The 26,647-nt window shown below is 60.6% G+C and carries 18 protein-coding genes and 2 pseudogenes; 8 read left to right on the plus strand and 12 right to left on the minus strand.

Going from position 1 to position 26,647, the window contains the following annotated elements; all coding sequences use genetic code 11:
- Positions 1-21 precede the first annotated feature (21 nt).
- The 4 genes from AC25BC_RS32165 to AC25BC_RS32180 all read right to left on the minus strand — a co-directional run bounded on the left by AC25BC_RS32165 (position 22) and on the right by AC25BC_RS32180 (position 3,144).
- Complete coding sequence (locus AC25BC_RS32165; protein ID WP_128439396.1) at positions 22-1,020, minus strand: DUF3618 domain-containing protein; 999 nt, start codon at positions 1,018-1,020, stop codon at positions 22-24.
- A complete protein-coding gene (locus AC25BC_RS32170) occupies positions 1,020-1,436 on the minus strand; it encodes a phage holin family protein (RefSeq protein WP_128439397.1) in 417 nt (138 codons plus the stop codon). The genes AC25BC_RS32165 and AC25BC_RS32170 overlap by 1 nt, the downstream gene beginning before the upstream one ends.
- Positions 1,429-1,998, minus strand: coding sequence for a nutrient deprivation-induced protein (locus AC25BC_RS32175; RefSeq protein WP_128439398.1), 570 nt, complete (start codon positions 1,996-1,998; stop codon positions 1,429-1,431). The genes AC25BC_RS32170 and AC25BC_RS32175 overlap by 8 nt, the downstream gene beginning before the upstream one ends.
- Before the next feature lie 99 nt (positions 1,999-2,097).
- Positions 2,098-3,144 (minus strand): DMT family transporter, encoded by a 1,047-nt coding sequence (locus AC25BC_RS32180; protein WP_128439399.1) that lies wholly within the window; start codon positions 3,142-3,144, stop codon positions 2,098-2,100.
- A gap of 91 nt (positions 3,145-3,235) precedes the next feature.
- Here AC25BC_RS32180 and AC25BC_RS32185 point away from each other — a divergent pair, with 91 nt between their 5' ends.
- The gene (locus AC25BC_RS32185; protein WP_128439400.1) at positions 3,236-3,850 is read left to right on the plus strand and encodes a CGNR zinc finger domain-containing protein; all 615 of its coding nucleotides are present in this window, start codon (positions 3,236-3,238) and stop codon (positions 3,848-3,850) included.
- Positions 3,851-4,057: 207 nt separating this feature from the next.
- Here the strand turns inward: AC25BC_RS32185 and AC25BC_RS32190 are convergent, their stop codons facing one another.
- Entirely contained in the window at positions 4,058-4,555 is a 498-nt protein-coding gene (locus tag AC25BC_RS32190; protein WP_003554738.1) for a DUF4142 domain-containing protein, read from the minus strand.
- A 159-nt stretch (positions 4,556-4,714) separates the two neighbouring features.
- On the opposite strand from AC25BC_RS32190, the gene AC25BC_RS32195 reads away from it, so the two are divergent.
- The 3 genes and pseudogenes from AC25BC_RS32195 (at position 4,715) to AC25BC_RS32205 (ending at position 6,347) form a co-directional block, all read left to right on the plus strand.
- The gene (locus AC25BC_RS32195; protein ID WP_003554736.1) at positions 4,715-5,083 is read left to right on the plus strand and encodes a hypothetical protein; all 369 of its coding nucleotides are present in this window, start codon (positions 4,715-4,717) and stop codon (positions 5,081-5,083) included.
- Between the two features lie 288 nt (positions 5,084-5,371).
- Positions 5,372-5,623, plus strand: a pseudogene (locus AC25BC_RS32200) (DUF892 family protein); the annotation flags it as partial.
- Between the two features lie 217 nt (positions 5,624-5,840).
- A complete protein-coding gene (locus tag AC25BC_RS32205) occupies positions 5,841-6,347 on the plus strand; it encodes a YciE/YciF ferroxidase family protein (RefSeq protein WP_003554734.1) in 507 nt (168 codons plus the stop codon).
- A gap of 66 nt (positions 6,348-6,413) precedes the next feature.
- Here AC25BC_RS32205 and AC25BC_RS32210 read toward each other — a convergent pair whose 3' ends face one another.
- The 7 genes from AC25BC_RS32210 to AC25BC_RS32240 form a co-directional block, all read right to left on the minus strand.
- Positions 6,414-7,280 carry an SDR family oxidoreductase gene (locus AC25BC_RS32210; RefSeq protein WP_026157748.1) on the minus strand — a complete coding sequence of 289 codons (867 nt, stop codon included), beginning with the start codon at positions 7,278-7,280 and terminating at the stop codon, positions 6,414-6,416.
- Between the two features lie 156 nt (positions 7,281-7,436).
- On the minus strand, positions 7,437-9,728 hold the full coding sequence (locus AC25BC_RS32215) for a glycosyltransferase family 4 protein (RefSeq protein ID WP_017997538.1): 2,292 nt from the start codon (positions 9,726-9,728) through the stop codon (positions 7,437-7,439).
- On the minus strand, positions 9,725-12,964 hold the full coding sequence (locus AC25BC_RS32220) for a glycosyltransferase (RefSeq protein ID WP_487778583.1): 3,240 nt from the start codon (positions 12,962-12,964) through the stop codon (positions 9,725-9,727). Before AC25BC_RS32220 ends, AC25BC_RS32215 begins: the two co-directional genes overlap by 4 nt.
- A complete protein-coding gene (gene glf / locus AC25BC_RS32225) occupies positions 12,957-15,308 on the minus strand; it encodes a UDP-galactopyranose mutase (protein WP_128439402.1) in 2,352 nt (783 codons plus the stop codon). The genes AC25BC_RS32220 and glf overlap by 8 nt, the downstream gene beginning before the upstream one ends.
- 65 nt (positions 15,309-15,373) lie before the next feature.
- A complete protein-coding gene (locus AC25BC_RS32230; RefSeq protein ID WP_128439403.1) occupies positions 15,374-16,540 on the minus strand; it encodes a glycosyltransferase in 1,167 nt (388 codons plus the stop codon).
- Positions 16,541-16,770: 230 nt separating this feature from the next.
- Positions 16,771-18,348, minus strand: coding sequence for a PQQ-dependent sugar dehydrogenase (locus AC25BC_RS32235; RefSeq protein ID WP_012760338.1), 1,578 nt, complete (start codon positions 18,346-18,348; stop codon positions 16,771-16,773).
- Positions 18,348-18,785 carry a DUF2231 domain-containing protein gene (locus AC25BC_RS32240; RefSeq protein ID WP_003554719.1) on the minus strand — a complete coding sequence of 146 codons (438 nt, stop codon included), beginning with the start codon at positions 18,783-18,785 and terminating at the stop codon, positions 18,348-18,350. Before AC25BC_RS32240 ends, AC25BC_RS32235 begins: the two co-directional genes overlap by 1 nt.
- 517 nt (positions 18,786-19,302) lie before the next feature.
- Between AC25BC_RS32240 and AC25BC_RS32245 the strand changes: the two genes are divergently transcribed.
- The 4 genes and pseudogenes from AC25BC_RS32245 (at position 19,303) to AC25BC_RS32260 (ending at position 26,251) form a co-directional block, all read left to right on the plus strand.
- On the plus strand, positions 19,303-20,061 hold the full coding sequence (locus AC25BC_RS32245; protein ID WP_026157746.1) for an ImuA family protein: 759 nt from the start codon (positions 19,303-19,305) through the stop codon (positions 20,059-20,061).
- Positions 19,982-21,493: a Y-family DNA polymerase gene (locus AC25BC_RS32250; RefSeq protein ID WP_164903014.1), complete on the plus strand. Its 1,512-nt coding sequence runs from the start codon at positions 19,982-19,984 to the stop codon at positions 21,491-21,493. Before AC25BC_RS32245 ends, AC25BC_RS32250 begins: the two co-directional genes overlap by 80 nt.
- Positions 21,490-24,789 carry an error-prone DNA polymerase gene (locus AC25BC_RS32255; protein WP_128439404.1) on the plus strand — a complete coding sequence of 1,100 codons (3,300 nt, stop codon included), beginning with the start codon at positions 21,490-21,492 and terminating at the stop codon, positions 24,787-24,789. Before AC25BC_RS32250 ends, AC25BC_RS32255 begins: the two co-directional genes overlap by 4 nt.
- Positions 24,790-24,912: 123 nt before the next feature.
- Positions 24,913-26,251, plus strand: a pseudogene (locus tag AC25BC_RS32260) (NAD(P)/FAD-dependent oxidoreductase).
- Positions 26,252-26,647 lie beyond the last annotated feature (396 nt).

The raw sequence follows: 26,647 nt of genomic DNA on the forward strand, positions 1-26,647 counted from the left end.
CGTGCCCTCGCTGATCCACTGTTAATTCGCTTGACCGCCCTGCGGACCTGGCTTCAGTGCATCGACCTTGGTTACGACACGCTCCTTAACGGCATCGTGGGCATCTGAGGCGATCGAAGTGGCCTCTTCGTAGACCTCCGTCGCCACCTCTTTGCCTTGGTCGACAACGTCGAGGGCTTGAGCGCTGAGCTTGTCTGTGGTCGCGTCGGAAGCCTCGCCGAACACCTCGTCTTCAGTGTCGGTGTGCGGCAACGCTGCGCCGATAGCGGCTCCGACGGCGAAAGCCAGAGCGCCCCCAACCAGCGGCTGATCGCGGAACTGCGTGAGGATTATCTCGTTGAGCTTGCTGGTTTGCTCTTGGAGACTTGTCGCCGCTGAAGACGATTGGGTAGACAGCGAGCTCGCGGCCGCGGACGCACGCGCACTCATCCCGCTTGCGGCGCTTTTTGCCTGCTCCCATCTCTCCGCCGCCCAGCCAGTCGCCGCGTCGAACATCGCACCCGTCTCGTCGGTGATCTGATCGACGTGTCTGCCGGTGGCATCCGCGAACCCGCGATAAGTCTTACCTGCTTCATCGACGAAGTGACCCGCACGGTGTCCGCTTTCATCGGTCAGTGCCTTAAGCCTCTTGCCAGAGCTGTCTGCGAAGTGACTGTAGCGGGATCCGTTCTGGGTCTCGGGTGGGCCAAGACGACGGACCGTGCCGCTCGCCGGATATAGCGGATACTCAGGTTCGGGCTGATGGCCGGCAGCCGGGCTTGCGGGGGTCCCCTTGGCCATGAGCCACGCAAGGCTCACACCCATCAATGCGACGGGCAGTGGATTTGCCTTCAGCGCTTGGCCGAGGTTGCTAACATACTCTCCCCCGCCGCTGCCCTTTGCGTAGGCAAGGACCTCATCGACCAACTGGCCTGGCGACATCCGTTCTTGAATGGCGTCGATGCGATCTCCAATGCGCTGGCGATCCCGATCGATCTCTCGCTGAAGATCGGCGGATGTTTTTTCGGTTGAAGTTTCCATCAGATCTTTTCCTTCACAACGTCGACGTCGCGGCGAAGCGAGGTCGCGGTTCGATCCAGTTTCATGTTGCTTCGACGAAGTGCGGTGAGGCCTCGAGAGACCATCGCCCACGCGATGAGGGCGATGAACACGCCGACGATAAGGGAGGCGAGCGCACCGGCGCTTGTTTCGGTCAAACCCTGAGTGACCAGGAAGGCCGCAACCCCGGCAACCAGGGCGCTCAGCAGGACGCCCACGGCCCCCACCGCCAGGACAAGGCCGAACATGACCACTTCTACGCCGTTGAGCGCTTGCGAGAACTTTTCGGACACCTCGGTCTTCGCGAGATCGATTTCCTTGCGCAACAGACCCGTGACATCGGCGACGAGACCACCAATCAGCTCTGAAAGGGGAACAGTCTCGGGAGATTTAGCCATTGGTGTAGCCTCCCGTCGTAGATGATCCCGTGGGCGTCGCCGGGGATGTCGGTCTCTTTGCTTGTGATGGCGCTCGCTTGGCGGAAGCCGTCAAAAATCTGCTTGCGCTCAATCCCGCAAGTGCTGCAATGCCAAGAAACGCTAGCGGCTGCTTGCGGCCGAATTCCTCAGCCATCGCCGCGATTTCGCCGATGTCTTTGTCCTGCATCTGGGTCGCGAAGCCTTGGAAGCTTCGTCCGATCTGCTTGGCATAGCGTCCGACCTCCGGTTGATCGGATGCTTCAAGTTCAGCGCCAACTTTCTCAAGCGCCTTTGCCACGCCGCCAACCTGGCGGGCGGCGAATGTCGTTTGATCGGAAACCACCTCTTTGACCTTCTCGACCGCGGTATCGGCGCCTTCTTTTATGGTGTTCTTGGCGGCGGTCACGTCATCAGCCAACTTCTCCTTCAATCCCGCGAGTGACGCGGAAGGTTGCGGTGACGACATTGCATCTCCAGATTGTAGTGATGTCTCGGATGACGGCCTTGGCCTGCCATCCATTTCTGTGAATTCGTTTGACACTGAAGCCTCCCATGACTGAACCAGCGGCGATTGCCGCACTCACGAACTTTGAGTGGCCGGCTTTGTTCCCGACTTCGCCCGGGGCAATTTTTTCGAGCCTCACCGTAGTCGCCCACGGCATTGCTGATTTTGTTTGGTGAACGCGCGGAGTTGGCATTTGGGGACGTTGTCGGTATCTTCGTGGGGCCGTTTCCGATCGGGTTCACTTTCGAGAACGGTTGCGTCGGTCGCCGGCACTCCTGACATGGCAAGATAAGCGCCACTCAGCATGACGACGATGCCAATCACATCCATTGCGGTGATCTGCTCGGCGAAGACTACGGCCCCAAGGGCGACGGCGATCACCGGTGACACGAAGGCGTAGCTGCCTGCGCGAGATGCGCCGATATCCCGCAAAAGGCGCATGAAGGTCGTGTAGCCGATCAGCGAGCCGAAGATCACAAGGAAGAACCAGCCGAGCCAGGCCACCGTGCCCCAGTCGCCGGAGAGGGCGGAAACCGCCCCCGGTTCGAAAGCCAGCGCTGCAATCAGCAGCATGATGCCTCCGACCAAGGTCGTCACACCTGAAACGAACAAGGCCGGATAGGTGCGCAGAAGTGGACGGGCCAGCACCGAGCCGTAGCCATAGGTGAAGGCCGCTGATGCAACCGCCAATCCCCCCCATAGGCTCGCGCCTGGGAAGGCTTCGGCAGCCGGTGGACTTACATGGGCGGAGGCCGGCCAGAACAGGACGACCAGTCCACAGACCCCCAGAACGATCGCCAGGATGCGACGGCCATCCAACTTCTCTTCGTTGAGGACGAGAGCAAACACCAGGAGCGCGATGGGGGTAAGCGACATTTCCAGAACGGCGGCAGTCCCGGAATCGATATATTGCATGCCCCAGAACAGAGGGCCGTAGCAGAGCGTGATCATCAGGATGCTGACGACGGCGAAGCGAAAGCCGTCTTGCACCTTGAAGCTAGCAGCCTCGCCTTTGGCCAGCGTATAAAGAAGAAGCAAAATGCCGGCCGCGGTGAAACGGGTGCCGGCGAACAGGAGAGGCGGAACGGCCTCGATGCCCGCCTTCGTTCCGATCCAGGTGCTCCCCCAGATCATGCACAGCATGAGAAAACGCAGGTGATTTTTGTTGACGTCGGCGAGCATGAGGGGCTCCGATCATTGTAACGAGTAAAAGTTAGTTATCTCGTTACAACCCGCTCTTGTTCAAATCGTTCCGCGGACCGATATTCACGTCATGGACACGCAAAAGACAATCGATGACATCAGCCTTCTTGGCGGTCATCCGGCACTCGACTTCGTCAACACGGTCGATAGTCGCGGTGGACGTTGGGGGCCGGATTTCCTGAATAGCTACGACGACCTCGTGGCGTGGGCCCATCGTCTCGATGTGATCGACGACAAGGAACGCGACGCCTTGCTGGTCACGGCTAACAGATCCGGGTCGGACGCCGAAAAAGAACTCGGCCAAGCAAAGGCCCTGCGCGAGGCCCTATGCCGACTGTTCCTGTCCGAGTTTGATGAAAGCCAAATTAGTCCGAATGATCTCAAGCTTGTCGCCGACATGGCCAGACGTGGCCTATCGCAACAAACATTGGGCCAGGTTGGAGGCACCATAGAATGGCGTCGCACGGACGCCAAGGACTTGGATGCGATCAGCAACCGTATCGCCGTGTTGGCTGCCGGGTTGCTGACGTCGCGAGACGAACGCCGTCCTGTGCGCGCGTGCCAAGGTCGAAATTGCGGCTGGCTTTTCCTGGACCAGTCTCGTGGCGGTCACAGGCGATGGTGCTCTGATAAAACCTGCGGATCAAATGCAAGAGTGCGAAAGTTCCGGCTGAGGTCTTCTTAACGAGGATAGCACAATGCCGCCCGCCGCGCACAGGGGCGTGTCCGAAGGAAACCGCGTCGTTGCTAACCACGCGCTATGTCGCAGCGTTACCGGCCCCTCCAAAGCGGGCCGGGCGTGGCTTCAGCCTTCGCAATGGTCGCGGCAGTAGCGTTGTTCTGACAATGGCAGGACGGGATTGAACAACCGGCGGCCAGATCGCTCCCGCCGTCATTTCGAGGTGAGGCCGCGGATCCGCGTCAAATGCATTCGAAGGTCCGGCAGGATCTTTGCAGCCGTCCGCTTGAGTTGCCCGTCCGGCCCCTGCTTTGAATAGCTGTCGAAGAGGCTCACGGCTTCTTCGTGGGCGGTCACTTGAGTGGAAAGATAGGCCTGATCGAGATTGGCGGCGTCGCTTTGCCGGAGGGCATCCAGTTTCGCAGTGTACTCTGCGTTGAGATCGGCGGGCAGTTCGATGCCGTCGTGTTTCGCGGCATCATTCAGAACAGGCCCGGCCTTGCCGTGATCCCTGATCATGTCATGCGCGAACTGTTTGGCGTCATCAGCCTTTCCGCTCGCGATCTCGATCTTCGCGGCCTCGATCTCGAACATGTTGGACATGGCGGCCTTCGCCGCGAAGTCGGTTGCGTGCTGCTTGGCAGCGTCGTCTGCTGCCGTGGCGGAAAATCCAGTCAAGTAGACCAGAAGAGAGGCGAGAACGATTCTCATCGATGACTCCATTACAGGAATTGCCGTCTCAACCTCAGCGCACGGCAAATGTTCCGGAGATGTTTGCCGAGCCGCGATCAGCGCTGCCCTTCGGCGAAAAGTTTTGGAACTTCCGCATCGGGCCGCGGTTTGGTGCGGTTCACCCTAGGGAGTTTTATGATGACGAATTCGAACCACCAGTCGCAGCGCCAGCCCGAGCAGGTGACCGAGAGCGCGACAGACGCGAGACAGGGGCGATACGGCAAGCCTGTGCTTACGGTACTCGTCAGTGGTCTCGTGCTGGCGATGGCTGCCTGGGGGGCGGCCGAGATCTGGGGAGAAAGCATCGACACCGACACGAAATCCACGGCATCGACGGCCCCCGATCCAATCAACGCCCAGCCTCACGGCGCCGGAACGTTCGACAACAACCCGGCTGGCGGCGGTAGCCGGCCGCCCGAAGCTACCGATCGCGATCCTACGCCTCAAGGCAACGGCGGTGGTCCGACCATGGTGACGACACCCAGTGGCACTGAGAAGATTCGCTAGTGCAAAGGCCCTTTGACGCATGCCGGCGGAGTAGAGCTATCCTCCGGTGACCCGACCCGACTAGGAAGAAATGCGATGGCACGAATGATGACGAACCGCGAGCGCACGACTGAGCGCAGCTTTGTAGCCACATCCTGTCTGGCGCGAGGACGAGCGGGTGGGTCGACCTGGTAGGCGCTCCGATCGAGACCGACACGAAGGATACCGGCACGAAGGCTAAAGACGCGCCGATGATAGACAGCCCGCGCATGCTCAAAAGGTGGGGCCGGTGTCGATATGAGGTGCGGCTCGATGGGCCATACAATAGCCGTCGGCGAAATCCTGAAGACCTCTTTCGCGAACTTCGCTGCGAGAATTTCGAAGTGGCGGCTTACAAGTCGCTGTTGACTGTCGCCGAAGCCGGCGGCCACGGCGCAGCAACTGGCGCCCTTGAGGCGAACCTTGCTGAAGAGAAGGCGACGGCACGGTGGCTTGATGAAAATATTGTCTCCGTGACAACCAAGTTCCTTTCGTCGCGAAGCTGGCGAGAAAGCCAAGGTCTGTGGGAACAACGATCTTCCCGCGTGGTTAACTATCAGCGGATCGGCCCGGCGTCTCTTGGAGTCGGACTGTCTAGCAGTATCGCTGATCGGCCTCTCTTCCTTGGCCGGAAAGAGACGGCGCTCCGGCAACGGAGCGCCGATGCATCTCGGAGAGGAACGATCATAACCACGCGGCGTTTACCCCCGCGCAAGCCCATGCCACAGGAGGTTTAAACATGGCGACCAACACCACCAAAACCCTTGATGACCTTTTCCTTGATACACTCAAGGACATCTATTTCGCGGAAAAGCAGATCCTGAAGGCGCTGCCGAAAATGGCCCGCGCCGCCCAGTCCGAGGAAGGCAAGGCAGGTTTCCTGCAGCACCGCGACGAAACTCAGGCGCAGATCGAACGCCTGGATCAGGTATTCGAGCTTCTCGGCAAGCCGGCACGCGGCAAGACCTGTGAAGCAATCCAGGGCATCATCGCCGAGGGTGAAGAGATCATGGAAGAGTTCAAGGGGTCGCCGGCGCTTGATGCCGGTCTCATCTCTTCGGCTCAGGCCGTCGAACACTACGAGATCGCCCGTTATGGCACCCTCATCGCTTGGGCAAACCAGCTCGGCCTCAAGGATGCCGTTCCGCTGCTTCAGGCAAACCTTGCCGAGGAAGTAGCGACCGACAAGAAGTTGACCCAGCTCGCACAGGCCTCTGCAAACGCCAAGGGCAAGAGGGCGGCCTAGGCAGCTCGACGATGATGCAAAAAGGCCGTCATCGCTGGCGGCCTTTTCCTATCTCTGCCGCCGTGATCAGATCATGATTTCCCCGCCGGTCACCGGGATGACGGCTCCGGTCATGTAGCTGCCGAGATCCGAAGCGAGAAGTACGTAGGCGCCGGCAAGTTCCGCGGGCTGTCCAGCCCGCCCGATAAGGGTATTTTCTCCAAATTTCGCAGCTTTTTTGGCCGGCATCGTCGACGGAATGAGCGGCGTCCAGATGGGGCCGGGCGCGACCGCGTTGACGCGAATGCCTCGTTCACCGAGCATCTCGGCAAGTCCCGCCGTGAAGTTGGAAATAGCCCCTTTCGTTGAGGCGTAAGCTAGCAGCTGGGGTGACGGCTGGCGCGACTGGATGGACGTGGTGTTGATGATGGCACTGCCGCGCGCCATGTGTGGGATTGCCGCCTTCGCGAGAAAGAACGGTGCATAGATGTTTGTGCGAAAGGTCTCGTCCCACTCTTCGGCATCGATATCGGCGATGTCGGCATAGGTGCGCTGAAAGGCGGCATTGTTCACCAAGATGTCGATACCGCCCAACTCATCGACGGTCCGCTGCACGAGCATCTTGCAGTGATCCTCGGACTTGATGTCGCCGGGGATTACAACAGCTTTGCGGCCTGCGTGCTTCACCCATTTCGCGGTATCATTGGCGTCCTCGTCCTCGCTTAAATACGAGATGACCACATCGGCGCCCTCCCGAGCAAAGGCGATCGCCACGGCTTTGCCAATGCCCGAATCCGCACCCGTAATAAGAGCAGTTTTGCCTTCGAGCTTTCCGTTTCCCCTGTAGGATTTCTCACCATGGTCTGGCACAGGCCGCATGGCCGCTGTCTGGCCCGGTGGCTCCTGTTGTTGCGCAGGATAGGGCGGCGTCGGGCGGCGCGTGTCGTCGGTCATCGTCATGATCTCCTTGATGGTTGCGAGAGGCAAACATCCCGAAGCGGTAAGGGTTCCCGGCAACTTTTCTTTGAGCCGCGATCGAGGAGTGTCGTGTTCACAGAAATGATGGCGGCCTGGCGCGCTTCGATCTTGCATGCCGGCCGCTAGACGCGTTCAGGTGTCACTAGCTTTCGCGCCGCCAATAGGATGCTGCGCAAAGCTTGCGAACTCATTTGCTCGTTTGCGTATCGCAGCAACCAAGGGAGCAAATGGCGCCCGTCCTCCCGGGGCGACATCGGCGGAGAGGAGGCCGTTCGCGCAAGGCCGATTGTCATCCCAGCCAGGATGATTGACGATCGGATAAAGGCACAAACCTTCCAACGGCACGCCCGAGCGGATCGCGTCCAGAGCTTGGTCGGCAACATAGTCAAACCAGGATGCGCGACGGTCATCCTCGATGCCGGTTTCGGCAATAAGCATCGGCTTGCCGTAGCGCGCGAACGTTTCGACCAGAATTCGGCTGAGGGGCTTATAAAGCGGATGACCAACGTCGATCGGTCGACCGCCGTGAATCCACTGGTTATTGGAATAATAATTCACACCGAGGATATCAAGATAGCGTTCGCCGCCTCCGATCTGTGGCCACATCCTTCCGCCAATCAAGTCCCAGGCCTGGAACTGCGATTGGCGATGTCCTTCGGCGGTATGCGCATCGTGGGGACGCGACGGGTCCGCGACGACATTGATCACCGGCTCGCAGTGGACGAAGCGGGCCCGGGCATCCACGGAGATGATGGCATCCATCGCCGCGATGGCGGCGCGTGCCATCTGCACCTTGAGTTCGAATCCACGCCCATTGGCAAATGGGTTCAAATAGCCGACGTCACCACCGCCCCATGAGAAAAACGAGATCTCGTTGACAGGGCAATAAAACGGAATGCCGTCGCTCTCCTCGCGGACCAACTCGGCGCAAGCACGTGCGAACCGCGCGAAGCGATCGACGAAGCGCGGCGACCAGATGTCGAGATCGTCGGGCCAGCCATAATGCAGGAGATCCCAGACAACTTGGGTCTTCGTTAGCTTGGCCGCCTGGAGCATCGGACGGATGCTCGACCAGTCGTATCGGCCATTTTTTTCAATCAGGTGCCATCGGAAGCCATCGCGAACAGTGGTGAGTCCGAAGCCTTGAAGTTGGCGATAGTCCGTCTCGGCATGGCGATCATGACCAGTCGCGGCAATCAAGTCGAGTCGATTGCCCTGCGTCTGACCGTTTCTTGGCCGGAGCCGATGGCTCGAACATTCGAAACCGCCTTGCAGGAATGATTGGAACAGACCTGTAGGACGCGCTGCCTTTCGCTCTCGATGGACATCCGCCAGAAGTCGCTCCCACCGCGGCAGCACTGCCTCGACGGAGTAGTCCATCTCGACCTTCCGTCGCAGGGCGGTGCCGAGTGCGTGACGGCGCGCGGGAGACTCGATAAGCGCGATGATATTGTTCGCGACTATGCCTGGACTGCGATGGGGCACGAAGACACCGGACAGCCCGTCATCGATCTGCTGCATGGCACCGTTGTCAGGCGTCGCAATCACCGGGAGGGAGGCTGCCCCGGCCTCGGCGATAACATGCGGCATGCCTTCGCCGGATGACAGCCAAACGAATATATCGAATGCGGCAAGCAGGGGCGGGATATCACTCCGGTCGCCTAGAAACTGAAGCGTACCATCGAGCCCGTGCCGGGTGGTCAGGGCTTTGAGCTGCACGGCATATTCCGGCTGGAAGGCATCCGGCCCTCCGACAATAACGAACCGTGCACTTTTCGTGGTGGCATGAACCAGCGCGGCGGCCTCGATAAAATCCTCGACGTTCTTTTTGGGATCAAGCCGGCCGACCCAACCGATGAGGACCTCATCTGTCGCGATCCCGAGACCCGCTCGTGCCCGCTCGCGATGTGCCGGATCGAAGGCCGAGAGATCGATCATCGAGGGGATTTCCAGGGCATGACGGTCGCGCCCGGGCATTCGTGACGCGGCCGCATCACGGATCGTGCGGCACACGCCCACATAACGCGCCGTCAGATGTTTGGGGCCGGCCAAGGCCTCTGAGACCAGCCCGCCATGTTCAATGAGGGGCGGGCGAAGATGCAGTCGCTCCAATGCCGGATAGATGTCCGCTACGTTCTGACAGGAAACGACAATGTCGTAACCCGAGATTTTACCGGCGAGATATTTTACCGTATCCTCGAAGGACAATTCGTAGGGCGTCGTATCGACATCGATCCCCAGCCCTCGAAGCTGCCGGTGTGTTTGCTCTGGCATGCCGGGTTTCCGGAAGCAGGCCACGACGTCGAGGCGATAGCGACGGCGGTCGAGATTCTTGGCAAGCAGCCGGACTTCCGTCTCCTCGCCCCCGACGACCAGCCAGGCGAAAACGAAAAGGATCCGCAGAGGCGATGGTTCAACCGTCATTCGCCGACCTTGAATATAACCTGGAGGAATTCCGGCCGGTTCTCGATCAGATCGACGAGGAAAGCAGGCGCTTCGTCGATGGGCACGATGTGAGTGATCATGTGCTCGCGGATCGCCGCACCTTCCGTCTTCAAGAGGTCGAGCGTTACGCCTGCAAGCCTTCGACGGTCCCACCGTGGGGCGAGCCCGCGGGGGACGCGGTTGATTTGCGCGCAGCGGATGTTCAGGCCGTTGTGATGGAATTCTTCCCCCAGCCGCAATGAGCTGGCCCCGTTCTGGTAAAAGGCAAGATCGATCACGGTGCCCTGTGGGCGCAAGGCCTTGAGCGCCGTGTGCAGGCTACCCGCATGAGCGCGCGTCTGGAACGCTACATCCGCGCCGCGTCCCATGGTGCCGTCGTGCCAGCGCGCCTTGGCATGCTGCCACGCTTGATCCTCGGCCATCGCCATCAATCCCATCGCCTCCGCCTTGCCGCGGCGAAATTCGGAGGGATCTGTGATCACGATGTCCGATGCGCCGAGCGAACGGGCAAAAAGCGCCGTCATCAAACCCACGGTACCCGCGCCGAGGACGATTACCGTTCGCCCGCAAACGCCCGCGCCGAGTGCGGGCACGGTTGCGCCAAATGCTTCCGCGTCGGCATGGAGGATGCCGTTGGCAGCGATCGGTCCCATCTGCGCGACAAAGACGCCGAGCAGCGGATCGAGGTCCGGCGGCAGCATGACAAGAAGATCGTGTGAGGGGTCGGCAGTGTGCCCAGTCTTGTGCGCGTAGCTTGCCGCGAGCAACTCGCCATCGGCAAAGCCGCGCGCGCGCGTTTGCGAAACGCGTGCGACCTCCATGTACCCGAGGAAAGGCACTGGATAGTTAAGGTCCGGCTCGTTTTCGATGAAGACGCCGCGTTCGCCATCAAAGCGCGCGCGGAAATAGGGGTTGGTGTTCTTCAAGAACGTCAGCTCCGTCCCGGCGGAAAGACCGGTATAGAGTGTGTCGAGCCGCACATGTCCATCGGCGGGCGGGCCTTCCTCGTATTCCAAGAAATAGGCTCGGCCCGGCGCCTCGATGCCGAGCGAGCGGATTTTGCGGTGCCCAGGCCGCGGTTCTTGAGACATCTCGGCACGTGGTTGCGCCAGCAAGGGCGATAGCTCGCTCCGCTTTAGAGCCGGGGCGTCGAGGTGTATCGGCTCCCCGCTGCGTGCCGAAGATACGACGGCCACCGCAAGCCGGTGGGTGGCTAGAGCATCACCATACGGGCAGCGAATGCGGTTTTCACCACCCCGGACGGCGTCGATGAAATCGCGGTCTTCGCGCCATACCGGATCGCCATCGGCGCTTCGCACTGGGCGTCCTCTTCCAACATCCACCATGATGTCGCGATCGGTCAATTCGATCGCCAGTCGGTCGGCGAAGATGTGCAAGCCGACGCGGTGGCTCCAGCCGAGAAGGCAGCTCGCGGCGATATTGGCGACCACGCCCGTTTCGAAGGTCAGGCTAGCTGTCGTGACCGTCGGCACATCGAGGCCGGGAAACTCCACCCTTTCCTTGTATCCCGCCCGGCCGTATACGTCGGTGACCTCGCCCACGAGGAAGCGCGCGAGATCAAGGAGATGCGTCGCCTGCTCAACCATCTGGCCGCCGGATTGATCCTTCTTCCACCACCACTGCGGGGGAGGCGTGGAATCCAGCCAGTATCCCGACAGCAGTTGCGCTGGGTTATCCGCCAGCAGGCTTCGGGCTTCATCGACGATATCGAGATAACGCCAGTGATAGCCAACGCCAGTAATCAAGCTGGCCTTCGACACGCCGGCTGCGATCTCTTCCGCCAGCGCCAGATCGAGCGTGACTGGCTTTTCGACAAAGAATGGAATGTTGCGGTCAATGAGGTCCTGTTCCGGCACGCCATGGGCGAAAGGCGGAATGCAGATGTAGACCGCGTCGAGCCGTTGCGTGTCGAGCATTTCACGGTGATGGCTGAAAGAGCGGGCGCCAAAGCGCATTGCCGCCGCATCCGCACGGGGAAGGTCCAGGTCGGCAAAGGCGACGAGTTCGACGTCGTCGAAGCCGGTTAGGATATCAAGGTGCCGATGGGCGATGCCGCCCACGCCGATGAAGCCCAGCCGCGTTTTTCGCATCTCGGTATCCTTTTGTTTTTGATCCGCATGTGGGGTGAGGAATCGCTCGTAGACGGCGCCGGTCTCATCAGCCATTCGGCGGGCGGAAAAGTTGCGCTCGAAACGCGCGTGGCCGACTTTGCCGGTGGCCTTTAGATGGGGATCGCTCAATGCCTGATTGACGACAGCGGTGATCGACGCTGGGTTGCCGGGCTCCGCGAGATAGGGATGATCACCGCCCAGTGCCTCGACGGTTCCGCCGATCCTCGTCGCGACCACGGGGACGGCAAGCGACATCGCCTCGAGAACCGCGAGTGGAAGGCCTTCGAAGCGCGAGGGAAGCACGAAGAGATCGGCGATCGCCATGATCTCCGCAACATCCGCCCGGTGCCCCAGAAAGCGAACGTGACCAAAGGCTTTTAAATCTTCCGCCAGGGTTTGGACACGATCTTCTTCTGGACCCGATCCGACAAAAAGCAACACCGCTTTGGGGTGAGTTCCAAGTATGTTCGGCAAGGCGCGGACAAGCGACGCGTGATCCTTCTGCTCGGTGAAGCGGGCGACCGTCAGCAGCACGGTTTTATCCACCAGGTCGAGCACCCGCCTTAGTTCAGCCGCTGCTCGCGCAGGCGAAAGTGGAAAGATGCCGTTGCGCACGACTGTCAAACGCGACGGCGCGACGTTTGCCTCGCAAAAGCTTTCACGCGAGGCTTCGGAAACGACGATGTGATGCGACAGCCTCCCGGTCTCGCGCCGGTAGAGCTCGATCTGATCAGGATCGGTGAGCAGATATGGCAAATGGTCGGTGCGGATGATCGGGATTGCCAGTGCCTCCGCGGCGGCGGCTAGGCCGTGTCCCTCCCATCCGATTCCCGCATGAACGTGCAGAAGATCAATACTGGATCGCGCCAACCACTCCTGGAATACGCCCGCATCTTCGCTCAGCTTGATGCCAATTCCGTGGCGCGCAGCCCGCGGCAACAAACCGGTCCTGTCCTCGGTCAACAGGGCTATTGTGATATCCCACCGTTCGCTCAAAGCCCGCCCGAGAGCAAGCATGTGTTCGCCCATCCCGGACGGTTCTGCACTGTCGGTCGCCAGTAGGATGTGCGGCCTCCTACTCATGCCGCGCGCCGGCAAACGCCTTGCCGGCCTCATCCCGGAGCTTCAGGCGTCGGTAGGTCGCCAGTGCTTGGCCGACGACTTGATCCATATTGTAATATTTGTAGGTTCCCAGCCGCCCGACGAATGTCACGTTGGTCAGCGCGCGGGCGAGAAGCTCGTATCGTCTATAAAGTGCCTGGTTCTCAGGGCAGGGGATCGGATAATAGGGATCGCCGTCGGCACGGGCATATTCATAGCTGATGCTCGTCTTTGGGTGAACCTGGCCGGTCAGATGCTTGTATTCAGTCACGCGCGTGTAATGCACCTCCTCGGATGGATAGTTGATAACGGCTACCGGCAGTAGCCGTCTTACGTCGTGCGTTTCATGGTGGAATTCCAGACTGCGATATGGCAGCCGACCCAAACAATGGCCGAAATACTCGTCGATGGGCCCAGTAAAGATCGTGTGGCTGGCCGGCCCATCCTGCTTCAGATCGGCGAAATCCGTGCCGACCATGACCGTTATGTTTTCATGGTCGAGCATGCGTTCGAACATGCGCGTGTATCCATCACGCGGCATGGCCTGGAAGCGGTCGAGGAAATAGCGATCGTCGGTATCGGTGCGGGTCGGCACTCGTGCGGTGACGGACTTGTCGAGCTTCGAGGCATCAAGGCCCCATTGCTTGCGCGTGTAGCCTTCGAAGAAAGTGCGATAAAGCCCAGAGCCGATTTGAGATGTGACGACGTCTCGTGATGTTATCACGGGGTCGCAGGGTTCCGCCCGGTCGGCCAGGAAGCGTGCGGCCGCGAATTCGTCCGTCAGGTCGAGGCCATAGAGCGCGTTCAGCGTTGTGCGGTTGATGGGGATGGGAAGCCGCAGGGCGCCGACCTGTGCAAGCACGCGATGCTCGTAGGGACGCCATGCCGTGAAGCGCGAGAGATAGGCAACCACATCCTCGCTATTGGTGTGGAAAATGTGCGGGCCATATTTATGGACGAGGATCCCGGCTTCATCGTAGTGATCGTAGGCGTTTCCGCCGATATGAGGCCGCTTGTCGCAAACAAGCACCTTCCTCCCACCATCTGAAGCAAGGCGTTGCGCCAGCACCGAGCCGGCAAATCCTGCACCGACGATCAGATAGTCATAGCTTCCCGGCGCGGGCCGTTGGGTGCGAACGGAAAATCTTTGGGGCAGGCCAGGGGACAGAACTTTCTGCGCTGCGGCCTCTTCGACAAGCGCCGACATCCTACGGAAGGTGGTCTCCCAGGATGAGCGGGCTAAAATTTCATCGACGGCTTGCAGCCATGTCTGATCATTGCGGGAAATATGAAGGGCAGCATCGCAGGCCTCCGTAAAGGCTTGTGGGTCATTGGCCAGGAAGACGCCTGGCACATCGCCATACCCGCGGACCACGTCGACAATCTTGGTTCCGACGATCGGCCGGCCCGCGGCGAGGTATTCAGGAGTTTTCGTCGGACTGATAAATCGGGTGGCATCGTTCAGCGCAAATGGCATAAGCGTCGCCTCCCAACCCGAAAGGTAGGCCGGCAGATCGCCATAGGCTTTCTGACCGAGATAGTGGATGTTGGCTGCTCGCGGCAAATCATCCGGTGAAATCTTCACGATCGGCCCGAGGAAGATGAAGGAATAGCCGGGCCGCGCCGCAGCTGCGCTTTCGATCAGATCCAGATCGAGCCGCTCGTCGATGACGCCGTAGTAGCCAAGGCGTGGATGAGGAATATCGACTTGGTCCCAGGGTTCCGGCAAGGCGTTCCGCGCCGTGCGGAAGTGATGGCTATCGACGCCGGATGGAAATGGGTGGATGTTGTCGTGCTGGTCACGTTTCGCTTCATACAGGCTTATCCCACCAGTGAAGACGACGTCGGCGGCGGCAATCAACGTCTGTTCGGAGGCCTTGAGGTTGGCGGGCGCGAACTTGAAGTTCGCCAATTCGTCCATGCAGTCGTAGACCACCACCACCGCATCGACATGCCGGGCGAAAGCAAACATCAACGGGGTGTAGAACCAAAGGATCGGGCGCTTTCCGCCATACAGCGTGATGAGTTCGTCAAGCAGTTTGCCAAGAGCGGCTTCACGCTCGGCCTCGCTCCACCCATTTGGAATGCGCGGACGGACCGCCTTGACGCTTGTCCCCTCGAACGGATGGATCTCCAGATAGGCAAGAGGATGGTCGGTCGGGATGAATTCCTCAAAGAAGAACACTGGGCGCTCCCGCGAGAATCGCTGCATCAGATGCTGGGGCCTCTGGAGCACAAAATCCCATCGAAGATGCGAGAAGCAAATGAGCGGAGCGTCTTGCGGCAAACCGCAGCCGGACAACGGCACAGAACTCAGCAGGTTCATCAAACACCTCGCAACCACGATGGCCCCCGAACCTGCGATTGCGGCGAATGTTCCAATCAATTTGGCTAAGTTATCTCGATAAGGCTCTTGAGCGTCCGGAGGCTATGCGGCCATGTCCAGTTATCCAAGACGACCTGACGTGGATCGAAGCTTTGCAGCCCTCCAAGCATGTCGCGGATACCCGCGTGAAATTCATCGGCCGAGGCAGCGCGCCCCGTCTTCGGCGTGATGTATTGCAGTCCGCAGCTCAGCTCACTGTTTGCAAGAACGGGTATTCCAGCCAGCATATACTCTGTCAAAATGGCCGGTGCGCCATCATCGACGCCGCAAACGACGCCGATCCGGGCCTGGTTCATAAGCCTGTTCACTTCGGCAAATGGTACACCGGGCGGATCGATGAAAGCGACGTCGATGCCGAGTGCTCCTGCGTGCCGGCGTAGCGCTTCCATCATCTCGCCATAGCCGCAGACGCACAATGCACGCAGCGAACGGGGCAGTTGGCTCAGCGCGTTGAACAGAATGTCATGCCGCTTGTAAGCCTGAGCAGCAGCGACGTAGATCACGTCATAGATCTTTTCCAGACCCAGAGGCCTGAACGTTACCTCAGAAGCAAACTCCGGTCCAATCGGCATAACGGCGATGGGCTTGTCGGGATATAAATCGCGCACTGCTTCCGACTGCCACGCGGCGCCGGTGAGAATAAGGTCGAAATGGCGGCTCACCTCAGATGGCACGCGCAACGCCGGTGCGTCGATCGAATTGTAAATTTTGAAACTGTCGGGGCAGGCCAGCAATATGTCTTCGCTGACGCCAAGGCCCCATACGCACAAGATCGACGGTGGTCCGAAAGCCTCAATATGGCCCAGCATATCATTTGATGCGAATGGCGCTTCAGGCCCATTCATCTGAAACGACCGGCGCGTCAAGAACGGGCTGCCATCGGGCCGATGCATCTTTGGCGATGCACCACGGCTGTGGGTCCAAATTTCGGCGCGGTCGGCAAGGCCTCCTTTGAGAGCTGCAAGAGGGAGCCGCTCGATGTAGCCCCCCACGACCTCGACGTTTTGTTTCGGGGTGACGGTCATCTCTGGGAGAGGCCCGCGATTTCCCGACAACCATTGGTGCCGAAACCAGTCTATCGTCTCGAATTGGGCGTCGCGCCAATCGCCGTCCTGGAAGTCGCTGATGACAACTATTCGGCGTGGTATGTTTGGTGCTTGCATCGCAACCATTTTCGTTGAAGTCCCGCGTTGGAAGCCGATCTAAGTTTGCATCTCATTTGCCGTGAACCCCTCACTTAAATGCGCCTTCGCCCCATGTTGAACATGCGGCGGCTAACGATCGCCGATAGAAAAGCGCGCGGAAATGGCCACTGCGCGATGGTGACCTCAGGAAATTTCTTGATGTCGGCCAGTCACCACGAAAACATGGCGAGAAGTGATTTAAACCCGACAAAATCTCTTCATGGACCACCTGCAGGGGCGATCTGCATTTGCGCAGGCTGGGATTTATCCGCTTGTCCGGGAAGGGGTTTCTGGTCGGTCGGGCGTTCATCTGCCGGGGCTGCCGGCATCTGCGATTGAGGGGTCGAACCCGTCCTTTCGGTTCCGATGCCAGGATTCATATCGGCGGTCCCGCCCGCCGTCGCATCAGTCGAGACTTGCCGATTTGCCGAAACCTGGTCCGTGCCGATGGGCTGCGGCGTAATCTTGCCGTCGGACGAAGCAACGCGCCAGACGGTGTTGCCGGCGTCATCTGCGACGAGCAGAGCTCCCGTCCCGTCGATCCCGACTCCGACCGGCCGTCCCTTCGCTTGGTCGTCCTGGATAAAGCCCGTGACGACGTCCTGCGCCTTGCCGGATGGCTTCCCGGCCTCGAATGGTACGTACACCACCTTGTAGCCATTGAAGCTGTCCCGGTTCCAGCTGCCGTGCTCTCCGATGAAGGCGCCATTGGCGTAGGCGGCCGGCAGCGCTGAATTCATCGAGAAGGCCAATCCAAGGGCCGCGACATGGCTCGACAGGGCATAATCCGGTGGCGTCGCCCTTTCGACCATGTCCGGACGCGGCGGATGCACGCGCGCATCGACATGGTTGCCGTAATAGCTCCAGGGCCAGCCGTAGAAGCCGCCTTCCTTAACCGAGGTCATGTAATCGGGAACGAGGTTCGGACCAAGTTCGTCGCGCTCATTGACGACCGTCCAGAGCGAACCTGTCTCAGGGTTGAAGGCGAGGCCGTTCGGATTGCGCAGACCTGAGGCGAAGACGCGCGCCGCGCCGGTGCGCCGGTCGACCTGCCAGATCGCCGCACGGCCCTTTTCTGCTTCAAGCCCATTCTCGACGATATTGGAATTCGAGCCGACCGAAACGTAGAGCATCTGCCCATCGGGGCTGAGCGCCAGATCCTTGGTCCAATGATGATTGATCGGACCACCGGGCAGGGGCGTGATGGTTTTCGGTTGGGCGGTGATTTCATTCTGCCCAAGTTCATAGGGGTAGGCGAGAATGGCGGACGTCGAGGCGACATAGAGCGTGTTGTCGACCCAGGCGACGCCGAACGGCGAATCGAGTTTCTTCAGCAGATCGTGCCTCTCATCCACCTTGCCGTCGCGGTTGGCGTCACGCAGCAGTGTGATGATGTTGCTTTCCTTCTGCTCGCCGCCGTCGCCATGAGCGATGGACATGATCCAGCCTCTGATCAAATCCTTCGGCCGGGAGGCCGGTTCGCCTGACGGGCCACGCGCCTGAACTACCAGTACGTCGCCGTTCGGCAAGGTGTGGACTGTCCTTGGATTGGCGAGGTCCTTGGCATAAGCAGTGACCGTCAAACCGTTCGGTGCGGCCGGCGTCTCACCATCCTTCCAGCCAACGACCTCCGCTACCTTCAGATCAGGCAGCAGGGAAGGGGCTGGATCTGGGAGCACGGGGTTCGGTCCGATCTGCTGAGAGATGTCAAAATCTCCGCTCTGGGCGTAAGCCGCAAGACCGACGCCGACAGATATCGACAGAACCGAAGCGCCGAGAATCTGGGACTTCTTCATCATATCCTCCAGGCCAGTCTGGCATATTTGCGGGCGGAAATTGCCGCGGCCACCAGGCACAAGACAAAGGTGACGGCCGAAAGCATCAGTCCGTATGGGACGACGGCCGTCCATCCATCGCCGGCATGGATAAGGTTGTTGGCAAAGGCGAGGCTCAGTATGATTAGATAGAGAAGGGCGGACAGGAACGGCGGCCGTAAAGGGCGCGTGCGGCGACGCATCAGATCCATCAATCCGGCCAGAATCGCAAGCGAGCCCAACATAAGCCCAGCGAACAGCAACCATGCAGAGAAATTCTGCCACATCAGATTGCCGGTCTGCCAGAAAGCGATATCGGTCGCAAGCGCGAGCGTGAAGCAGACGAAGGGAAACGGGACAAAGAGCGACTGAAGCGGATAGGCGGCCGAGTCTCGATTGCTTGTAGAAGATATAGCCATGGATGCTCCGTGAAACTGAGAGCTGGGAGATGCCTATCCAACCCGCGGCGAGAGCATATGGTTCCGTTACGGTGCGTGCTGCACGAACTGCCCGCCTGAAAGAGCATGGTCGGCCCCAGCAGAGAGCGAAGAAGAAAGTACTCCTTAGCCAGCCGGTTTGCAGCTCAGCCGACTTGTTCGATGGAAAGCGGGCCGGGCGGCAGGGCTCGATCAGCGACTTGGCCGAGAAGGCCGGATCGAGCCAATCGGCCCAGGCGTCCCGTTCGAGAATAACAGTTTGCCGGTCGTGATATGGCGCAATGTCTGGCCTGAAGCCCATCGTCCACAAGGGGCGTTCGGCGCCTCCGAAAATATTCCTTCCTCATCATCCGATTGAATCCGCTGTCGATTTTTCTGCGTCGCACTCGTGCTCAACTTTAGCGCGTCATATGCGCGTTGACTCATTTACGTCTTGAGAACAGATACAGAACATATTGCTGTTACTCAAGCTGAAAACGGGTTGCCGTTAAAGGAGATCATGAACTCAGCCGTCGCCCCAATCGCTATCCTCGACGGTCTGCGCGAGCAGATAGCGCACCTGGAAAGCGCCAGTCAGCGCAGGCGAGGCGTTTTGCCTTTCGGCGTGGCCCAGATCGACGGGCGGCTTCCGGGCGGCGGATTGGCCCATGGGGCGCTGCACGAATGCGCTGGCGGCGGGGCCGGCACCGTCGATGGCGCGGCCGCCGCCCTGTTCGTGGCCGGCATTGCCGCGCGTACGAAAGGCAAGATCGTCTGGTGCCTGACACGTCCCGATCTGTTCTTCCCGGCCCTGGCGCAGGCGGGGCTGCATCCGAACCGGGTGGTCTTCGTCGAGTCCGACAAGGAAGAGGACGTCCTTGCCAACATGGAGGCGGGCCTCTCGTACGGCGGGCTCGGCGCGGTGATTGGCGAGATCGTCCGCCTGCCGATGGCGGCGTCGCGCCGGCTGCAACTTGCCGCCGAGAAGACCGGCACGATGGCGCTCGCGGTGCGGCGGTGGCGACGGCAGACCGAGGCCAGCGACTTCGGGCAGCCGACGGCCGCGACCACGCGCTGGAGGGTGAGCGTCATTCCGAGTGAGGAGCTGCCGGTTCCAGGCGTCGGGCGGGCGAGGTGGTTTTTGGAACTGATGAGGGTGAAAGCGGGTGAGTGTGCCGAGTTCGAAGTAGGAGCCTGCGATGCCAAGGGTCGTATCGATATTTTTTCCCGATCTGTCGACCGACAGGATCAGGCGGGCCGATCCCGCCATTCCCGTTGAGCAGCCGATCGCCGTCATTTCGAAGAGCGGATCCAAGCGCTGGGTCTCGGCCGCCGACGCCGCGGCCAGGAAGGCCGGACTCCACGTCGGCATGCCGGCCGCCAGGGCGCAGGCGATCCTCCAGGGCCTGCGGATGATCGACGCCGATCCGGCCGCCGATGCCGTGGCGCTCGAGCGCGTCACCATGTGGGCGCTGACGCAGTATTCGCCGATCGTCGCCGTCGACGCGCCGGACGGCATGGTCATCGATACGGAGGGCGCCGACCATCTGCAGGGCGGCGAGGAGCGCATGTTGACGAGCATCGCCAATCGGTTTCGCGCCAAGGGCCTGACGGCACGGGTCGCCATTGCGGACACATGGGGCGCGGCTCACGCATGTGCCCGCGCCATCAACCGCGAAACTGTCATCGTCCCGAGTGGCAAGACCATCCTGGCGGTCGAGCGACTTCCGATCTCTCTGCTGCGGCTACCCGAGAAGATCGTGGGCGATCTGCGCATGCTCGGCTTCCGGACTATCGGCGAGCTCTCGGCGACGCCGCGCGCTCCCTTGGCGCTTCGCTTCGGCCCGGAGATTGGACGGCGTCTCGACCAGATGTTCGGTCGCGTCCGCGAACCAATAGATCCGATCCGTAGCCCAGAACTCGTCGAGGTCGTTCGATCGTTCGCCGAACCGATCGGTGCAGCGGAAACGATCGACAAGTATGTCGGCCGGCTGATTGTTCAGCTCGTCGCTGAACTCCAACGGAAGGGTCTTGGCGTCCGCCGGACCGATCTTATCGTCGACAAGGTCGATGGGACCAGGCAGGCGATCAGAGCGGGAACCGCCAAGCCGGTGCGAGACATCGCCTGGTTGACGAAACTGTTCCGCGACCGGACGCAGACGATCGAGCCGGGTTTCGGGATCGAAAGGCTGACCCTCGTCGCCGTGATGTCGGAACCGCTTGAAGAGAAGCAGAAGGCGTCCTCGCTTGTCGACGACGAGGATGCCGACATCACACCGCTGATCGACGTCCTCGGCAACCGAGGCCAGCGCGTCTACCGGGTCGCGCCGGTCGCCTCCGACGTCCCGGAGCGCAGCGTCCAGCGTATCGCCGCGGTCGGCGAGGACGCGACGGAAGATTGGGTCCACCATTGGCGACGGCCGGTGCGGCTGTTTGCGCGTCCGGATCGGATCGAGGCGATAGCCCTGCTGCCGGATCATCCGCCGGCCAGCATCACCTGGCGCGGTAAGCGTCATCGCGTCAAGCGTGCGGACGGTCCGGAACGCGTCTTCGGCGAATGGTGGAAGCGCGACAGCGAATTCGAGGCTGTGCGCGACTACTTCGTCATCGAAAACGAGAGCGGGGAACGATACTGGATCTTTCGCTCCGGCGACGGCATGGATCCCGAAACAGGTTCCCACAAGTGGTTCATACACGGGATATTCGGATGAGATACGCCGAGCTCCAGGTCACGACGCATTTCAGCTTCCTTCGTGGCGCGTCCTCCGCCGACGAGCTCTTTTCTACCGCCAGGGAACTGGCCATCGAGGCTCTCGGCGTTGTCGATCGCAACAGCCTGGCAGGGGTCGTCCGGGCGCTCGAGGCGTCGCGCGCGACAGGCGTCCGTCTCGTTGTTGGGTGTCGGCTGGATCTGCAGGAGGGCATGTCGATTCTCGTTTATCCCACGGACCGCGGCGCCTATTCGCGGCTCACCCGGCTCCTCACGCTTGGCAAGGGCAGGGGCGGCAAGGCGAACTGCATCTTGAACCTCGACGATGTCGCTCTCTACTCCGAGGGGCTGCTTGCAATCCTTGTGCCCGACCTAGCTGACGAGACCTGCGCCGTCCAACTTCGCAAGATGGCCGAGATATTCGAGGACCGAGCATATGTCTCGCTTTGCCTCCGGCGGCGTCCGAACGACCAGTTGAGGCTGCACGAATTGTCGAACATGGCGATGAGGCACCGCGTGCGAACAGTCGTCACCAACGACGTCCTCTTCCACGATCCTTCCAGGCGGCAGCTTCAGGACGTCGTCACCTGCATTCGAAACAATACCACCATCGACGACGTCGGCTTCAAGCGCGAGCGCCACGCGGACAGATATCTAAAGCCGCCGGAGGAGATGGAGCGCCTGTTCCCGCGCTACCCCGAGGCGCTGGCCCGGACGATGGAGATCGTCGACCGCTGCAGGTTCTCGCTGGAGGAACTGACCTACCAGTATCCCGAGGAGGCGATCCTCCCGGACAAGACCCCGCAGGAATCCCTCGAGCACTATGTCTGGGAGTGCGTGCCCAACCGCTATCCGGAAGGGCTGCCGCCGGAGGTTCTCAAGATCGTCCGTCACGAACTCGATCTCATCCGGACGATGAAATACGCCCCATACTTCCTGACCGTCTTCTCGATCGTCCGCTTCGCCCGGTCGCAAGGCATCCTTTGCCAGGGGCGGGGCTCGGCGGCGAACTCGGCCGTCTGTTACATCCTTGGTATCACCAGCATCGACCCCTCGACCAACGATCTCCTGTTCGAGCGCTTCGTCTCCCAGGAGCGCGACGAGCCGCCGGACATCGACGTCGACTTCGAACACGAAAGAAGGGAGGAGGTCATCCAATGGATCTACAAGACCTACGGGAAGGATAAGGCCGCTCTCTGTTCGACGGTGACCCGTTACAGGGCGAAGGGTGCCATCCGCGACGTCGGCAAGGCGCTCGGCTTGCCTGAGGACCTCATCAAGGCCCTGTCAACGGGCATGTGGGCGTGGTCGGAAGAGCTGGTCAGTGATCGCAGTCTTCGTGATCAGGGCTTGAACCCGCAAGACCGCCGCCTCGCCCTGACGCTTAGGCTTGCGCAGCAGCTCATGGGCGCTCCTCGGCATCTGGGACAGCATCCAGGCGGCTTCGTCCTGACCCACGACCGCCTCGACGATCTCGTTCCGATCGAACCCGCGGCAATGGTTGACCGGCAAGTGATCGAGTGGGACAAGGACGACGTCGAGGCACTCAAATTCATGAAGGTCGACATCCTGGCGCTCGGTATGCTGACCTGCATGGCGAAGGCCTTCGCGCTCATCGAAGAACACAAGGACGAGCACCTTGATCTCGCCACCATCCCTCAGGAGGACCAGGCGACATACGCGATGATCAGGAAAGCCGACACCCTCGGCACGTTCCAGATCGAGTCGAGGGCGCAAATGGCGATGTTGCCGCGCCTGAAGCCGCGGACCTTCTATGACCTCGTGATCCAGGTCGCGATCGTCCGGCCTGGTCCGATTCAGGGCGATATGGTGCACCCCTATCTCCGCCGCCGGGAGGGCAAGGAGCGGGTCGTCTACCCGACGCCGGAACTCGAAGCCGTTCTCGGCAAGACACTCGGCGTCCCGCTCTTCCAGGAGTCGGCCATGAAGGTGGCGATGGTTTGCGCCGGATTTACCGGCGGCGAGGCAGACCAGCTTCGCAAGTCGATGGCCACCTTCAAGTTCACCGGCGGCGTCTCGCGCTTCAAGGACAAGCTCGTCTCCGGCATGATCAGGAACGGCTACACGGCCGAGTTTGCCGAGAAGACCTTCAGCCAGCTCGAGGGATTTGGCAGCTATGGCTTCCCGGAATCCCATGCGGCGTCATTCGCCTTGATCGCCTATGCCTCCAACTATGTGAAATGCCACTGTCCGGACGTCTTTTGCGCGGCGCTGCTGAACTCGCAGCCGATGGGATTTTACGCGGCGGCCCAGATCGTCGGTTGCGCTCGGAACCATGGCGTCGAGATTCGACCGATCTGCATCAACAATTCCCGGTGGGACTGTACGCTTGAGCGTATCGGAGATACCGACCATCACGCGGTCCGCTTGGGAATGCGCATGGTGCGCGGCCTTGCCGCCGCCGATGCCGCGCGTGTCGCGGCTGCTCGCATGGACCAACCGTTCGAAAGCGTTGACGATATGTGGCGACGGTCTGGGGTCCCGGCGGCTTCTCTGGTCGAACTCGCCGAGGCCGACGCCTTCCTGCCATCTCTGGGACTTCAGCGGCGCGACGCATTGTGGGCGATTAAGGCTCTGCGTGACGAACCTCTTCCGCTCTTTGCAGCCGCCTCGGAACGCGAGGCGAGGGCGATCGCCGAGCAGCAGGAACCCGAAGTCGCTCTGCGCCAGATGACGGATGGACACAACGTTGTCCAGGATTACAGTCACATCGGGTTGACACTCCGCCAACATCCCGTCGCATTCCTTCGAAAAGCTTTGGCAGAGCGCCAGATCGTCACCTGCGCGCAAGCCATGAACGCGCGGGATGGTCGCTGGTTGATGACAGCTGGCCTGGTCCTCGTCCGGCAGAGACCCGGCAGCGCCAAGGGCGTCATCTTCATGACGATCGAGGACGAGACCGGTCCGGCCAACGTCGTCGTCTGGCCCAAGCTCTTCGAGCAGCGCCGCCGTATCATCCTCGGGGCATCGATGATCGCGATCAATGGGAGAATTCAGCGTGAAGGCGACGTCGTTCATCTCGTGGCCCAGCAAGCCTTCGATCTGTCGGGCGATCTCTCCGGGCTGGCTGAGCGCGACGCAGGGTTCCGGCTCCCGACGGGCAGGGGAGACGAGTTCGCCCATGGATCGCCCGGAAGTCCGGATTCGCGCGACAGGGTGGCGGGCGCGAGGCCGAGGGACATTTTCATTCCGTTATGCCGAACTCGGCATAAGGAAACTTATCCCGAGCCGGAGACTATGCCGAGCCCGTTTCCCAAAGCCCGAGATTTCCGGTGAAGCCGCGTGGCAAGCTCGGCATATTTTCAAAGCACTGGAAGGCGGGTTTTCGCCCTTACGGACATCTACCTTGAACGATTATTGCCCACGAGCTAGGGATCAGCGGAAGCCAATCAAGAAAAGATTCCAATGTTTACCTTCTCCGAAGCCGATCCCGTTCAGCATTCCAGTCCGATCCCTAATGCTTCCGAGGTGGTGATCATCGGAGGCGGAATTGTCGGAGTGTGCACCGCCATCTTCCTTGCTAATCGAGATGTGCAAGTGACATTGCTTGAGAAAGGACGCATTGCCGCCGAACAGTCCTCGCGCAACTGGGGCTGGATACGAAAGCAAGGGCGAGACGCTGACGAGCTGCCAATAGTGATCGAAGCCTGCCGCCTCCCGGACGGCCAAGGACATGGCTGCGTTCGAAGACTTCATGAAGATCGCCGCTGCCCACGATCTCGACACGCGCCTTGTAGACGGCAACGATGTGTCGTCCGTGGCCTCAGGTATGAGTCGGAGGTTCAGCGGGTCAATGACTACCCCGTCCGACATGCGAGACGAGCCATGGCTGGCTGTTCCGGCTTTTGCACGGCTCGCCGCTCGCAACGGATCATCGAAAATTGTGCTGTTCGGGCACTCGATATAGCTGGGGGCAGGGTCGCAGGGGTCTGCACCGAGCACGGTAAGATCGCGACCTCCATCGCGCTAGTGGCGGGCGGTGCATGGTCATCCCTGTTACTCAGAAAGCATGGTGTGTCGATCCCGCAGCTTAGCGTTAGGGCAACCGTCGCGGCGACAGAGCCTCTGCCGGAATTCCACGCCGGTGCGGCCATAGACGACGATATCGCCTTTAGCCGCAGGCATGACGGTGGTACACCTTGGCCCCCGGTGGTAGTCACCTTCTGTACGTCGGCCCAGACTCGGTCCGTCATGCGACGAAATATCTTCCGGCGCTACTCGCCCACCCTTTGGGCACCCGTTATCTTCCCGCAGCACCCTCGGGCTTTCCAGATAGCTGGTCGACCCCACCGACTGGAATGCGGAAACCCCCAGTCCCTTCGAACAAATGCGGGTGCTCAACCCCGCTCCGGGCAAGAGTGACTTGACCTCGATACGGCGCGGCTTCGACAGCCTGTATCCGCGATTTGGCCCAGTTCGTCTCAAAACGACTTGGGCGGGGATGATCGACGCCATGCCGGACGTGGTCCCTGTCGTGGATCAGGTGGCCGCGATCAACGGGCTCTTCGTCGCAACGGGAATGAGCGGCCATGGTTTTGGTATTGGCCCTGGAATTGGCAGGGTCGCATCCGACCTGATCCAAGGAAACGGGATCGGCCATAATCTTCACCGGTTCCGCCTGTCGCGCTTCACCGACGGAAGCGCAATTCTCTTGGGACCAGCGATCGGAAGAGTTCGACTATGTCCGCTACTGGCGGCGCAGAGATGCCAACATCAAGCATCCGGAGAATGGGTGTAATAACGCCGTTGTGCTCTCAGACGTCCCAGAGAGCGCCGTTCTCCGTGTCGCAATGTACTCGCGGCGGCACGACATTCGATGAAGCGATCAATATCATCGTAGGCAAGATGTGTCGGGTCGCCGTTCCGGCAGCCCATCTTCCATTCGAGGAACGCCGTTATCGTTCGGATCGTCGATTGGATGCTTTTGGCACTGTAACCTCCATCCGTCGTCGAGTTGACGACGGAGCGTACGCAGACCTGATGTGGCCAGTCGTCGACAGTTTGCGAAAGAACTGCGTTCTTTGCTGGTAGGGGTCATGCTCGTCTCCGCTAAATTGTAACAGCGGAGCCTGAATATTATGCCGAGCTTGCCACGCGGCTTTACCGGAAATCTCGGGCTTTAGGAAACGGGCTC

The sequence above is a fragment of the Rhizobium sp. WSM409 genome (assembly GCF_057653825.1).

Bases quoted from the DNA above. Each gene is read 5' to 3' on its own strand.
- AC25BC_RS32165 (WP_128439396.1), bottom strand. From the start codon at position 1,020: ATGGAAACTTCAACCGAAAAAACATCCGCCGATCTTCAGCGAGAGATC.
- AC25BC_RS32170 (WP_128439397.1), bottom strand. From the start codon at position 1,436: ATGGCTAAATCTCCCGAGACTGTTCCCCTTTCAGAGCTGATTGGTGGT.
- AC25BC_RS32180 (WP_128439399.1), bottom strand. From the start codon at position 3,144: ATGCTCGCCGACGTCAACAAAAATCACCTGCGTTTTCTCATGCTGTGC.
- AC25BC_RS32185 (WP_128439400.1), top strand. From the start codon at position 3,236: ATGGACACGCAAAAGACAATCGATGACATCAGCCTTCTTGGCGGTCAT.
- AC25BC_RS32190 (WP_003554738.1), bottom strand. From the start codon at position 4,555: ATGAGAATCGTTCTCGCCTCTCTTCTGGTCTACTTGACTGGATTTTCC.
- AC25BC_RS32195 (WP_003554736.1), top strand. From the start codon at position 4,715: ATGACGAATTCGAACCACCAGTCGCAGCGCCAGCCCGAGCAGGTGACC.
- AC25BC_RS32205 (WP_003554734.1), top strand. From the start codon at position 5,841: ATGGCGACCAACACCACCAAAACCCTTGATGACCTTTTCCTTGATACA.
- AC25BC_RS32210 (WP_026157748.1), bottom strand. From the start codon at position 7,280: ATGACCGACGACACGCGCCGCCCGACGCCGCCCTATCCTGCGCAACAA.
- AC25BC_RS32215 (WP_017997538.1), bottom strand. From the start codon at position 9,728: ATGACGGTTGAACCATCGCCTCTGCGGATCCTTTTCGTTTTCGCCTGG.
- AC25BC_RS32220 (WP_487778583.1), bottom strand. From the start codon at position 12,964: ATGAGTAGGAGGCCGCACATCCTACTGGCGACCGACAGTGCAGAACCG.
- glf (WP_128439402.1), bottom strand. From the start codon at position 15,308: ATGAACCTGCTGAGTTCTGTGCCGTTGTCCGGCTGCGGTTTGCCGCAA.
- AC25BC_RS32230 (WP_128439403.1), bottom strand. From the start codon at position 16,540: ATGGTTGCGATGCAAGCACCAAACATACCACGCCGAATAGTTGTCATC.
- AC25BC_RS32235 (WP_012760338.1), bottom strand. From the start codon at position 18,348: ATGAAGAAGTCCCAGATTCTCGGCGCTTCGGTTCTGTCGATATCTGTC.
- AC25BC_RS32240 (WP_003554719.1), bottom strand. From the start codon at position 18,785: ATGGCTATATCTTCTACAAGCAATCGAGACTCGGCCGCCTATCCGCTT.
- AC25BC_RS32245 (WP_026157746.1), top strand. From the start codon at position 19,303: ATGAACTCAGCCGTCGCCCCAATCGCTATCCTCGACGGTCTGCGCGAG.
- AC25BC_RS32250 (WP_164903014.1), top strand. From the start codon at position 19,982: ATGCCAAGGGTCGTATCGATATTTTTTCCCGATCTGTCGACCGACAGG.
- AC25BC_RS32255 (WP_128439404.1), top strand. From the start codon at position 21,490: ATGAGATACGCCGAGCTCCAGGTCACGACGCATTTCAGCTTCCTTCGT.